At 66.4% G+C, this 11,435-nt stretch carries 11 protein-coding genes; 9 read left to right on the top strand and 2 right to left on the bottom strand.

Features of this window, described 5'->3' with window-relative positions; genetic code table 11:
• Window positions 1–219: 219 nt before the first annotated feature.
• The 6 genes from B1H50_RS09410 to B1H50_RS09385 all read left to right on the top strand — a co-directional run bounded on the left by B1H50_RS09410 (window position 220) and on the right by B1H50_RS09385 (window position 5,014).
• Window positions 220–999, top strand: coding sequence for an SseB family protein (locus B1H50_RS09410; protein WP_080463519.1), 780 nt, complete (start codon window positions 220–222; stop codon window positions 997–999).
• A gap of 114 nt (window positions 1,000–1,113) precedes the next feature.
• A complete protein-coding gene (locus tag B1H50_RS10030) occupies window positions 1,114–1,275 on the top strand; it encodes an ATP-binding cassette domain-containing protein (protein WP_229658004.1) in 162 nt (53 codons plus the stop codon).
• Between the two features lie 965 nt (window positions 1,276–2,240).
• Window positions 2,241–3,035 carry a translation initiation factor IF-3 gene (infC, locus tag B1H50_RS09400; RefSeq protein ID WP_229658002.1) on the top strand — a complete coding sequence of 265 codons (795 nt, stop codon included), beginning with the start codon at window positions 2,241–2,243 and terminating at the stop codon, window positions 3,033–3,035.
• Window positions 3,036–3,123: 88 nt separating this feature from the next.
• Window positions 3,124–3,318, top strand: a complete 195-nt coding sequence (gene rpmI, locus B1H50_RS09395) for a 50S ribosomal protein L35 (protein WP_073452087.1) — start codon at window positions 3,124–3,126, stop codon at window positions 3,316–3,318.
• A 27-nt stretch (window positions 3,319–3,345) separates the two neighbouring features.
• A complete protein-coding gene (rplT, locus tag B1H50_RS09390; RefSeq protein WP_080463514.1) occupies window positions 3,346–3,726 on the top strand; it encodes a 50S ribosomal protein L20 in 381 nt (126 codons plus the stop codon).
• A 112-nt stretch (window positions 3,727–3,838) separates the two neighbouring features.
• On the top strand, window positions 3,839–5,014 hold the full coding sequence (locus B1H50_RS09385) for a DUF6829 domain-containing protein (RefSeq protein WP_080463513.1): 1,176 nt from the start codon (window positions 3,839–3,841) through the stop codon (window positions 5,012–5,014).
• A gap of 1 nt (window position 5,015) precedes the next feature.
• On the opposite strand, the gene B1H50_RS09380 is transcribed toward B1H50_RS09385, so the two are convergent.
• Window positions 5,016–5,936 (bottom strand): toll/interleukin-1 receptor domain-containing protein, encoded by a 921-nt coding sequence (locus B1H50_RS09380; protein ID WP_080463512.1) that lies wholly within the window; start codon window positions 5,934–5,936, stop codon window positions 5,016–5,018.
• A complete protein-coding gene (locus tag B1H50_RS09375) occupies window positions 5,923–8,112 on the bottom strand; it encodes a hypothetical protein (RefSeq protein ID WP_143231786.1) in 2,190 nt (729 codons plus the stop codon). Before B1H50_RS09375 ends, B1H50_RS09380 begins: the two co-directional genes overlap by 14 nt.
• A 363-nt stretch (window positions 8,113–8,475) precedes the next feature.
• Here B1H50_RS09375 and B1H50_RS09365 point away from each other — a divergent pair, with 363 nt between their 5' ends.
• The 3 genes from B1H50_RS09365 to B1H50_RS09355 all read left to right on the top strand — a co-directional run bounded on the left by B1H50_RS09365 (window position 8,476) and on the right by B1H50_RS09355 (window position 11,400).
• Complete coding sequence (locus B1H50_RS09365) at window positions 8,476–9,378, top strand: TrmH family RNA methyltransferase (RefSeq protein ID WP_080463509.1); 903 nt, start codon at window positions 8,476–8,478, stop codon at window positions 9,376–9,378.
• Between the two features lie 231 nt (window positions 9,379–9,609).
• On the top strand, window positions 9,610–10,335 hold the full coding sequence (locus tag B1H50_RS09360) for an amino acid ABC transporter ATP-binding protein (protein WP_080463518.1): 726 nt from the start codon (window positions 9,610–9,612) through the stop codon (window positions 10,333–10,335).
• Window positions 10,336–10,404: 69 nt separating this feature from the next.
• Window positions 10,405–11,400, top strand: a complete 996-nt coding sequence (locus B1H50_RS09355) for a glutamate ABC transporter substrate-binding protein (protein ID WP_080463508.1) — start codon at window positions 10,405–10,407, stop codon at window positions 11,398–11,400.
• The last annotated feature ends 35 nt before the right edge of the window (window positions 11,401–11,435 follow it).

Genomic DNA, 11,435 nt, shown 5'->3' with positions numbered 1-11,435 from the left:
AGCATCGCCGTCGAACCCCAACCCTAAAACCCCACCCACCCCCACCACCAGAGCCCACCACCAACCTGTGGAAACCCCCCACCCACCCCACCCAGCAACCAACAACCAACCCCACCCCTCACAACAACCGGTCTCACCCCAGTTTTCAACCGGTCTCGCGATTAGGATGAGGTGTGAAGGATCTGAATAGCGCGGAAGGACGTGGAAGGAATGACCGGCATGAATACTGAGGATCCCGTTCCGGTCGATCCGCAACTCGCATCGGCGCTGGCCGCACGCGCCAAAATGGAGCGGCTCCTCGCCGCCCCCACGCCCTTCGCGAATGACGACGGCTCGCCGATCCCCGAGGTGACCGCCGCCATCACGGCCACCGGCCTACCGCGCCACGAGTACATGCACGGAGTTGTCGCCGCCCTGACTGCCACGCGAGTCATCGTTCCCGTTGCCGCTCACGCGCTCACCGACTCTACCGGCGCCGCCACCTCCCATGCTGTCCACGCCAACGACGCCAGCCGCGACGCCGCCACCCTGGCCGTCGACCTGCCCGACGGCCACATCGCCCTGCCCGTCTTCACCTCCGCAGCCGCCATGAGCGCCTGGCGCGATGATGTGCGCCCCGTCCCCGTCGACCCCCATCGTGCCGCCGCCGTCGCCTGCGAGCACACCGATCAGCTCTGGGTCCTCGACCCTGGAACCCTCGATCTGCGCGTGCCCCGGCCCGCCGTCGTCGCGCTCGCCGGGGGAGAGGACTGGATTCCCTCCTGGGCCTCCGACGTCATCCAGTCCGAGGTCCGTGCCCAACTGGAGACAGTCGACGGCGTCACCGGTGTCGCATTCGCGCCCGGCGAGACCTCCGAACTGCGGGTCTTCATCCGTGTGGACGCCAGCCAGGGCATGCCCGCCGTCGCCGCCGCACTCGACGGCTGTCAGCGCATCATGGTCAATCCCGCCTGGGGCGAGCTCATCGACACCATCGAGCTCTGCCCCATCCCCGCCTGACGCCTCATCGGTGGCCCCGCGCCCGTCTCATTCTCTTTCTCTGGGACGAGGCGCGCTCGATCATCGCTTGCTGAGAACACGCCATGATCCCGTTCATCGCGAGGCCGCGCGCGTCTGCCCAGGCGTCGCGGCGCGACGGCACCGAGCCTCTTATCCGAGCCCGCGACCTTCGACCTCGCCCCCGGTGAGGTCCTTGCACTCGTCGGCGTCAACGGCGCCGGCAAATCGACGCCTGGCGCGCACCTGCTGCGGGCTCTTGCGCCCCCTGGGCGGTGAGATCGAGGTCATGGGGCGGCGCCCGGACCCGCGTCGGGCCTCCTTCCACGTGGCTGTGGCCGGAGACCTGGGCGAGGAGTCGTTCTTCCCGACGCTCGGTGCGGCCGAGCGCCTCCATCTCGTCTGCTGCGGGCACGGCGCCGCGGCCCCGGGCAAGCGTGGTCGAGGTGCTCAGCGAGGGCGTCCTATGAGGCGGATGCTCGCCCCCCCGTCGAGGGAGGGTTCGACGGCGCCTCCTCCCTCGGCCTCGATGATCCCGCTCTCCTCCCCGATGGCGCCGCCCTGCTCGGGGTACCGCCCTGCTCGGCTCGGGCGCGGGCCTGGCCGTCCTCGCCTCCGCCCTCGCGTCGCTACGGCAGCGGACGGCATCGGCCGGTGCGTCAGTGCTCCTGGGCTCCATGTGCCGGGCCATCGTCCTCGTGTCCTGGAGCCTGGTACGACGATGCACGGATCCTCGACGCCGTGGCCGTTCCCTAGGTGCGCACGTCTGCTTGCTGTTCCTGGACACGCGCTCCCTGGGCAGGGTCTTCGCTGCGCCGCCGCGCCGGCCATCCCCATCGTCCTGGCACTGCAGGCCTTCGTGACCGCTTTCGCGGTGGTCTGGGGCATGAGCGTGGAGGAATAGCCCGAGTGAGCAGGACCACGTGGATCTCTTGGCATCGCGCCGCTCCCGGCCTGGGATGTCCGCGTGCGCTCTGGTAGCCTCAGTGGTTGACCGGCCGGGGTCCATCCCCGGCGCGCAAGCGGAGCCATCCCACCTGGGTCCCGTCAAGGGGCCGGGTTCGTACCGAGGGCATGTCCTCGGCGCTGACGCGTGTCCGCGCGTCGGCATGCTTGTACGAGCATATGAGGCCTCCGCTGGCGATGCGCAGCGGGGGCCTTTCCCGTTGCCACGGAATCCGAACAAGGAGTGAGGAATAGCCATCAGCGAGCCCCGTATCAACGAACGGATCCGCGTCCCCGAGGTGCGCTTGGTCGGCCCCAGTGGCGAGCAGGTCGGCGTGGTCCGCGTGGAGGACGCCCTTCGACTGGCCGAGGAAGCCGGTCTCGATCTCGTCGAGGTCGCCCCTGATGCGCGCCCCCCGGTGTGCAAGCTCATGGACTACGGCAAGTTCAAGTACGAGTCGGCCATGAAGGCGCGCGACGCCCGGCGCAACCAGGCGAACACGCAGCTCAAGGAGATCCAGTTCCGGCCCAAGATCGACGAGCACGACTACGCCACCAAGATGGGGCACGTGCGCCGATTCCTCGAGGGCGGGGACAAGGTCAAGTGCATCGTCCGCTTCCGCGGCCGTGAGCAGTCCCGCCCAGAGCTCGGCGTGCGCCTGCTGGCCAAGGTCGCCGAGGAGGTCGGCGAGCTCGCCACCATTGAGTCCCATCCGCGCCAGGATGGCCGCCAGATGGTCATGGTGCTGGCCCCCACCCGCAAGAAGGCGGAGGTCAAGTCCGACCAGCGGCGCCGTCGTGAGGAGGCCCGCGCCTCCCGCCGCGCCGAGAAGCACGCCGCCAAGGCCGCCCAGACCGCCGCTCAGGCGGCCTCGGCCACCCAGGTGACTGAGGTCCCCGCCACGAAGCCGACCGCTGCCAAGGCGCCTGCGGTCAAGCCCTCCGCCAAGGCGGTCGAGCCCACGGCCGCGCCCAAACCGGCCGCTGCCAAGCCTGCGGCTCCCGCCAAAGCCCCCGCGGTCAAACCGGCTGCTCCGGCGAAGCCCAAGGCGCCGGCCAAGCCGAAGGCCCCGGCGAAGCCCACCGAGGCCTGAGGCCTCACCCGACCCACCCCCGGCCATAGCCGATGGGGTCCGCAGCCCGGGACCAGCCGGTCACCGAGCCGACAAGAGGAAACCGACAATGCCGAAGAACAAGACGCACTCCGGTGCCAAGAAGCGCTTCCGGGTCACCGGCAGCGGCAAGCTCATGCGCGAGCAGGCCAACAAGCGCCACCTGCTCGAGGTCAAGTCCTCGCGCCGCAAGCGCAAGCTGTCCACGGACCAGCCGGTCGCCCCCGCCGACCTTCGCCAGGTCAAGAAGCTGCTCGGTCGCTGACCGGCCCAACGTCTGAAGGAGACACACATGGCACGTGTGAAGAGGGCTGTCAACGCCCACAAGAAGCGTCGTTCTGTTCTTGAGAAGGCCTCGGGCTACCGCGGCCAGCGCTCCCGCCTCTACCGCAAGGCGAAGGAGCAGGTCACTCACTCCGGCGTCTACGCCTTCCGTGACCGCCGCGCGCGCAAGGGCGACTTCCGCCGCCTGTGGATCCAGCGCATCAACGCCGGCGCCCGCGCCGAGGGAATGACCTACAACCGCTTCATCCAGGGCCTCGGTCTGGCCGGCGTGGAGGTCGACCGCCGCATGCTCGCCGAGCTGGCCGTCAACGAGCCCGCCGCCTTCAAGGCGCTCGTCGAGACCGCTCGCAAGGCGCTTCCCAAGAACGTCAACGCCCCCAAGGCCTGATCTCTCGCATTCCGCCGACGGCGCCGCCGCCCTCCCTGCGAGGGCGGCGGCGCCGTTGTTTCACCGTTCACGGCACTGTACGTCTCTTTGAATAGCCGACTATCCTCGCCCCATGGCGCAGTCGGATACGGTGCAGGATGAAGCCTTCGGCGACAGGCTGATCTGGGCGCGCTGCGGGGTGCCCGCGTGGGCGTGGGAACTTCCTGAATTCCGTCTGCTCATGAATGATGTGGCACCGTCCCCAGAAGCCAGTGGCATCGAGCATCGTGAACTTCTCCGAACCGCGTGCTCGCTCAGGTGCCTCGAGTACTTGTGGGGTGGGGCGGAGGAGGACTACGTCGCATTCATCGCGGGGCAACCGCGAGGGAGGGCAACCCTTCCGAAGGAGCGCTTTCATGCGCTTCATTGCTGGGTGAAAAACACCCTTGTTGACGAGATCGCCCTCGAGGGCATGCGCTATCTGATGCTGGTGCATGACGCTGGGAAGTGCGCGGCGGTCGTACGGATGGCGCAGGATGCGGGTCTCGATTGGAATGATCATGACGAGCTTTTGCGCCGTGTCGTGGGAATTCCATCTCTTCAGGCAGCGCTCTTGCCGACGTTCTGCGTACTTGATGGGGCAACGCAGGCCCTGGTGCTGGGTGTGCTCAATCTTGAATGCAATCTGGGCCAGGTGATGCAGGGAGAGGCTCCTGCTGGCGTGCTGTTGGCCTGGGAAGGCGCTAGCTCACGTGTACGTGACTGGTACCTCGTCCACCTGCTACTCGACTTGGCCGGTGTCAGAGCCTGCGAAGGCAGCGATGGTGCGATGATACTGACCTCGCCGGTCATCGATGAGTTCACGGACCTGGCCGAGGCAATGGGGAGCAAGGAGGAGGCCGAGGGCACGGCGCGGTACAGCCGTTATCTTGATCTTCGCGCCACGGCACTCGGCCTGGATGAACGGGTCGCAGAATCTGATCTTGTCGCTGTCACGCGCCTGGCGCTCATGCTCCAGGCGTTGGATGCGGCGGGAGCTGAATCGGTCTGCGCGGCTTGGAAGGACGCCGCTCCCGAGACGCAGGCAGTGCTGCGTAGCGAACTGGGCCGCGATGGAATCACCGTTCACGCCTTCCTGCCGTACTACGCACCGGCCTTCATGCGGAGGACGGCGGCGAGGGCCGGCATCGGGGCCGCCGTGGAAGCACTTGCGGCTCGTCTTGAGCACGCGAGGACCACTATCGGTGAGCCCGAAGGCAGCGTCACGAACCTCGATCTCACACAGGCGGCGCTGGGCGGGAATTCTTGACTCAGGGAGTACGTCTCGCACGTCCGGTAAACTCGGCCAGCCATGTGGAGAACGAGACGGTTGGGTAACGGGTTCCGGCCCGGCGAGGGACAACGGCCTTTTCGACCTGCGGATTGGACGTTGCCGCTGCCAAGAGTCGATCCACGAGATCAGTAGAGAGAGTCGTGGCCGGCAGCTCTCGGAGCAACTTGACGACCTCGCGAGTAGTGTCGAAGTTCGGGCTGGTCTCGAGTGTCTGCACGAGGCTCTCGAGCAGCCTACTTCTCAAGGAGTCCTCCTCGCCGGCCCAGGAGATGATCTTCGCGGCGACTGTTGAAGGAGTATCGCCCTCGTATGACTGACCTTGGATCCTTCCAGCAAGACCGTAAGGAACGGTCTGCTCGCGGAACAGGGACAGGATCGGGCGGTGCCGCCCGAGTGCCCAGCCGACCTCCTGGTCGCACCACTCGCTCTCGCGGAATCCTGCTTCGACGAAGGCGACCAGGCCGTCGCACTGGTCGAGACCGCTGGCGAGGAAGGCCTGCCAGTCATGACTTGGGCGGATATCGCGATGAGCGATGAGGACCTCGATTCTGAAGTCCTCGAGAATTGTACTGACCGACTCGACGAAGCCATGCGACCGGCTGAGATGGGAGAAGAACAGGCGGAGTCCTCGCCCATGGAAGGGGAGTTCTTCATCGAGTAGGAGCGCTCGGGAATGCATGAGGAATTCTGCCAGCCCAAGCAGGGTCTGCGTGTCGGCGGCGTGGAGCACTGATATGAGGCTCTCACGCGGGATGTGTCTTCCCACCGGTGCTACTGATTTCATCCCGTATTCAGTGAGGATGACTTCGACAACAGTCGCATCGAGCTCGTCGAGGCGAGTCGTGCACTCGAGGATCGCGGCCAGCCTGGCAGCCCGATCCCGATCACTCGCCGCCATGCGGCACTCCGGTGGGATCGTTCGATGCGTTGTTCGCCAAGCGGTTCATCCCGCGAAGAATGAGTCCCGCGATCGTGCTCGGGTGGTGGGACACGGCCAAGTCGGTCAGCTCCGCTTCGGAGAGCCCGGTATCGATGCTCCACCACTTTTCGCTGATGGAGGCAAGCATGCGCTTGGTATCCCCAGTCTCGTCGGGGATGGCGGCGGTGTAGCCATCAGGAGTCGGCAGGCCGACGGCCTTGGCGACGACTGCACCGATTCCACCGAAACCTCCGCAAATGTAGACAGGGCGGTCGGCCTGGAGTTGGAGGTAGGTTTCCTCCAGCGTGCCGGGAGACACCGCATAGCAGGAGCGCTGGAGGCGCCCGCCGATGAGAACACGAGCGTCCGTCGTTGACGCCGCGAGAAGTCTCATCTCCGTAAGGGTGCGCATGTGGTCCAGAGTGTCGCCGTTACCGTAGGAGAGGCGGTGTCGGTTCGCTTCCGCGAGTGAGAGCTTCTTGTCTCCGAATGCGATCCACAGGGATCCAACGTTCTGGATCCGGTCCTCGAATTCTCTGAGATCTTCTTTCGTTGCAGCGAGAAACTCGCTCCACGGCTGGAGATTCTCGAAGGCACTACCGCCGGTGGTGGTTGCGTATCGTTCAGCCTGTTCTGCCATGAACGTCGTCATGTCGTGCGGGTCCCGTTTGATTCTTCCCCCATAGACAAGGGTGCCGCCATGGAGGAAAGTGAGTTGGGCAAGCTCGGAGACCGCGTAGTCGAGGTGGGATTCTGATAACCCGAGCCGCTCCAGGTCCTCCGAGGGGGAGACAGAGATTCCCAGTCGGCGGCCGCTCAGGGTATGCTCTCCGGTTTCGATCGAGGGGTCTTGCCCTGGATGGAACGCACCTCCTCGCGAGAGGAACTCGCGGGGGGTCACGATATCGAGCTGGGTATTGTCATTGAAACCGGCGAGCTCGCACATGTCTCGTATGAGTTTCTTCTCGTGACGAGTCAGTGGCGGGTCCGGGTGAATGATCCAAAGATGGGGGTCTGTGCGTGGGTGGTTCTTCAACCAGGAGATGACCGTGGTCGGCTCGGGGGCGTGGACAGGCTTCCAGTCAAAGCCAGCGACGGTCGTGAACGATGTCTGAAGCATCCACAGGGTTCGCTTGAGCGCCTCGTCGACCAGACGGCACAGCGCCCGGGCGACGCTGCCATGGGCGTCACTTTGGGAGAAGGCGACCGTTGGCAGATGGTCCATGAGGAAGGAGCCACGCTCCTCGCCAAGGATGAGCGCGGACAGCGAGACGATGGGAACGTCGTGCTCCTTTGCGAGCAGCACCTCTTCCTGGGTCCACAGCCGGCTCGCGTAGAGATCGGTTCGGATCATGAGGAGTGCGCAACTGCCGGCCTTGTTCCGCAGCTCTTTTCCCCACTCGTCGCAAGTCTGGATGGAGCTCTCGTCGAAGAAGAATTCGAGATGGGTGTCGTCGATAATTTCCTTAACGAGTCTGGCGACATTCATCTCTTCTGAGTTTTTCTTTTTCGTGTGGCTGATGAAGACCTTGAGGGGGCGGTCAATTCTCCAGTCGGGGGAGATGAGCTGAATGATTGCCTGACTGACTTCGCGCTCAAGATAAAGATGGTCGATCCAAGATCTGTTGCTTTCCTTGGTTGAGGCCGGATGATCGGGGGAGATCAACTCGTCGCTGCTTTTGTGAGTGTTTATGCGGATGCCTTGCAACCTATTGATGAGATCGGCGAGCGGGCCGCGCGAGGGGGATGCGCCGTCGACGATGATGGGGATGACGTATCTGTGTGAGGTGCCGTTGTTGTCAATCGTGAGCGTGTCCTTGAGGTACAGGGACCAGGGGCAGTCATCTCTGAGCGTGGCTCGGACGAGGGGAGTGTCAATGACTGGGATGACGATGGTGAATTGAGCTGCTGGCGGGAAGGAGTCGCCTGCGGGCACCGGTCTGGGTGTCGACTTGGAGTCCACAGGGGACCATGAGGCGCTGCGGTGATAGACCTCGACACTTCCTCCGGTGAGTCCTGCGAATGCTGGTGAATGATAGTGGGTGATAAGCCGAGTAAATATTTTCTCGCCGTGCTCGCTGTCCGGATGATGAACAACGATGATGTCGAGTAGGGGGCGGGATGGCGCTACTGGTCCAACGTTGGTCTGTGCCATACCAGCAGTCTAGCCCTGGATCGTCCGGGGTGTCTCGGGTTAAGAGGTCGTTGTGGGGTTGGCGGAGATCTGATTCCGTGGAATGATAGGGATCATACCGCATCTAGGAACTGCTCCGAGAAGCCCGAGGACTGCGGGGCGCGGCTGTGCTTGGACATGCGACTCGATAAGCTCATCGCGACGCTGCAAGCGCTCACGCGTCGGGTGCCGCGCTGCGCTCAACACACGCGACATGGTCCCGACCCGTCCGATGCCCTCCGCTATGCGAACCTCTGCGACGACCAACTGCTCGCCGCGTGACAACACCCCCACATGCCCCGGGATGGTCCACGCCCCACGGAACCCACCGCATAGGGTGTGCTCATGAGCAGACGCGGCGATGACTCGATCTCACGACCCGACACATCCTCCGGTTCGACTAGCCGGGAGCGGTCTGGAAGAGACGGCATCCTCGCCAATCCGACGGCTACGAGGGTCGCTCGCATTGCCGGGCTCGCCCGCAGACAGGCCCGCTCCAAGCACAGGCGATTCCTCGTCGAGGGCCCCCAGGGGGTGCGCGAGGCGGTCCGCTGGGCGCCGGAGCGGGTCCTGGACCTCTACATGACCGAGGCCGCCGCCAGTCGTCACCCCGAGATCTGGGCCGAGGCCAAGGCGGCGGGACTCTATCGGCACCTGACGACCGCAGAGGTCATGGCCGCGATGTCGGCCGATGCCCAGGGAGTACTCGCCGTCGCCGCAATGGGGGAGAGCAACGGTGCCGACACCCTGACGGGAGCCCTTGAGGGCACGCGCCTCGTCGCGGTGCTCACCGGGGCCCAGGACCCCGGCAACGCGGGCACGATCATCCGCGCCGCCGACGCCGCGGGCGCCGACGCCGTCATCCTTCTGCGCGGCAGTGTGGAGGCCACCTCCCCGAAGGTCGTGCGCTCGACGGCGGGGAGCCTCTTCCACCTGCCCGTCATCACCGGCGTCGGCCTGGAGGAGGCCGTGAAGGCCCTGCGCGCGGCGGGCCTGACGATCCTGGTCGCCGACAGCCGCGGGGAGACCGACCTCTTCGAGGCCGAGGCCTCGGTGGCCTGCGGTGGGCTGTTGTCCGCCCCGAGCGCCTGGCTACTCGGCAATGAGGCCCACGGGTTCGCCCCGGAGGTCCTGAACCGCGCGGACGCCGTCATCTCCATCCCGATCCTCGGGAGGGCCGAGTCCCTCAACGTCGCCACCGCGGCAGCCCTCTGCCTCTACGCCTCCGCCCGCGCTCAGCGGGCCTAACCGCCTCCGCCCGCGCTCGACAGCGCCCGCAGCCCTATCGCGCCTGTCCGCTCCGTGGACTGCGGGAGGCCCCGGGAATGATCCGGGGCAGGGTGACGTTGTCCCTGCTCGCGAGCGCGCAGCCCGCAGCCTCCGCACCGCCCCGAGAACGAGGTCAGCGTGACAGCACCCACGGACACCGGCGCCGAGCCCTCCAGCGCGGAGACAGGCTCCGGCCCCGACGCACCCCTCATCCGCATCATCGGCGTCACCAAGCGCTTCGGCGACTTCACCGCGCTTGACGACGTCTCCCTGGACATCCACCGGGGCGAGGTGGTCGCCGTCGTCGGCGCCTCGGGCTCGGGCAAGTCCACCCTGTGCCGCACCATCAACCGCCTCGAGACCGTCGATGCCGGCACCATCGAGATCAACGGCGAGCTGCTCCCGCAGGAGGGCAGGGACCTGGCCCGGCTGCGCGCCGAAGTCGGCATGGTCTTCCAGTCCTTCAACCTCTTCGGCCACCGCACCGTCCTGGACAACATCACGCTGGCCCCCATCAAGGTGCGCCGCATGGACCGCGCCGATGCCGAGGCCCGCGCCCACGAGCTCCTGGCGCGAGTGGGCCTGGCCGACCAGGCCAGCAAGCGTCCCTCCCAGCTCTCCGGCGGCCAGGCCCAGCGCGTGGCCATCGCCCGCGCCCTGGCCATGGATCCCGTCGCCATGCTCTTCGATGAGCCCACCTCCGCACTCGATCCAGAGATGATCAACGAGGTCCTCGACGTCATCCGCGATCTGGCCACCTCCGGCATGACGATGCTCGTCGTCACCCATGAGATGGGCTTCGCCCGATCCGTGGCGGACCGTGTCGTCTTCATGGATGCCGGGCGGATCGTCGAGCAGTCCAGCCCGGAGGAGTTCTTCTCCTCCCCGCACACCGACCGCGCCCGCGACTTCCTCGCCAAGATCCTCACCCACTGACCACCGCTGCCGCTGCAGCCCGACCACCGCCCCCGCACCGCTGGCACGCCACCGACGAAAGGCCCTCCCATGACCCGACCCACCCCGTCCGCCCCGATCCTCGTGCCCTCGCGCCGCGCCCTCCTCACCTCGGCAGGGGGCCTGGGCATCGCCGTGGCCCTCGCGGCCTGCTCTGACACCGGCGCCGACGGCAAGGCCGTGGCCTCCTCCACCGCCGACGCCGCCTACAACACGCTTATCAACTCCGGTCCGCTCGCCCCCGACGACGCTGTCTCCGCCTCCACCTGGGCCTCCGCCATCAAGAAGGCCGGCAAGCTCCGAATCGGCGGGTCCAAGACAGCTCGGGTTTTCTCCATCGAAGACCCCACCACCCACAGGCTCACCGGATTCGACGCCGCCATCGGCCAGGTGCTTGCCCGCTACATCATCGGCGGCGACGACGCGGCCTCCCTCGTGGAGATCACCCAGGCCACTTCCGACACCCGTGAGACGCTGCTGACCAACAGCACTGTCGATGTCGTCATCGCCACCTACACGATCACCGAGGAGCGCGCCCGGAAGATCGACTTCGCCGGCCCCTACTACTCCTCCGGCCAGTCCGTGGCCGTCCTCAAGGACCGCACCGACATCGCCTCCGTCACCGACCTGGCGGGCAAGACTGTCGCCGTCCAGTCTGGATCGTCCTCCCAGGCCGCCCTTGCCGAGGCGTGCCCCGATGCCAAGCCGACACCCTTCGACGACAACTCCGCCTGCCTGTCGGCCCTGCAGACCAAGCAGGTGGACGCCTACGTCGTCGACGAGTCCCTCCTGCTGGCCGCCGCCGAGAACAGCACCGACATCACGATCGTCGGCCAGCCCTTCACCGAGGACCCCTACGGCCTCGGACTGCCCAAGGACTCCGACGCCGCAGCCTTCGTCAACGGCTTCCTGTCCACGATCGAGTCCGACGGCACCTGGGCCAGGATCTGGCAGGAGACCATCGGCGCCATCATCGGCGGCGACGTCCCCCAGCCCCCGGCCATCGGCTCCGTGCCCGGCGCGCAGGCACCCGCCCCCGCCGCTTGACCCATCCCGGGCGCGCTGCCTGATCCGCCCCGGGC

Source organism: Actinomyces gaoshouyii (genome assembly GCF_002072175.1).
GTDB lineage: Bacteria > Actinomycetota > Actinomycetes > Actinomycetales > Actinomycetaceae > Actinomyces > Actinomyces gaoshouyii.
The sequence above is the reverse complement of the archived record's forward strand: the minus strand, read 5'-3'. Positions and strand labels throughout refer to the sequence as shown.

Excerpts from the sequence above, each read along its gene's own strand:
- B1H50_RS09410 (WP_080463519.1), top strand. The coding sequence starts at position 220 with ATGAATACTGAGGATCCCGTTCCGGTCGATCCGCAACTCGCATCGGCG.
- rpmI (WP_073452087.1), top strand. The coding sequence starts at position 3,124 with ATGCCGAAGAACAAGACGCACTCCGGTGCCAAGAAGCGCTTCCGGGTC.
- rplT (WP_080463514.1), top strand. The coding sequence starts at position 3,346 with ATGGCACGTGTGAAGAGGGCTGTCAACGCCCACAAGAAGCGTCGTTCT.
- B1H50_RS09385 (WP_080463513.1), top strand. The coding sequence starts at position 3,839 with ATGGCGCAGTCGGATACGGTGCAGGATGAAGCCTTCGGCGACAGGCTG.
- B1H50_RS09380 (WP_080463512.1), bottom strand. The coding sequence starts at position 5,936 with ATGGCGGCGAGTGATCGGGATCGGGCTGCCAGGCTGGCCGCGATCCTC.
- B1H50_RS09375 (WP_143231786.1), bottom strand. The coding sequence starts at position 8,112 with ATGGCACAGACCAACGTTGGACCAGTAGCGCCATCCCGCCCCCTACTC.
- B1H50_RS09365 (WP_080463509.1), top strand. The coding sequence starts at position 8,476 with ATGAGCAGACGCGGCGATGACTCGATCTCACGACCCGACACATCCTCC.
- B1H50_RS09355 (WP_080463508.1), top strand. The coding sequence starts at position 10,405 with ATGACCCGACCCACCCCGTCCGCCCCGATCCTCGTGCCCTCGCGCCGC.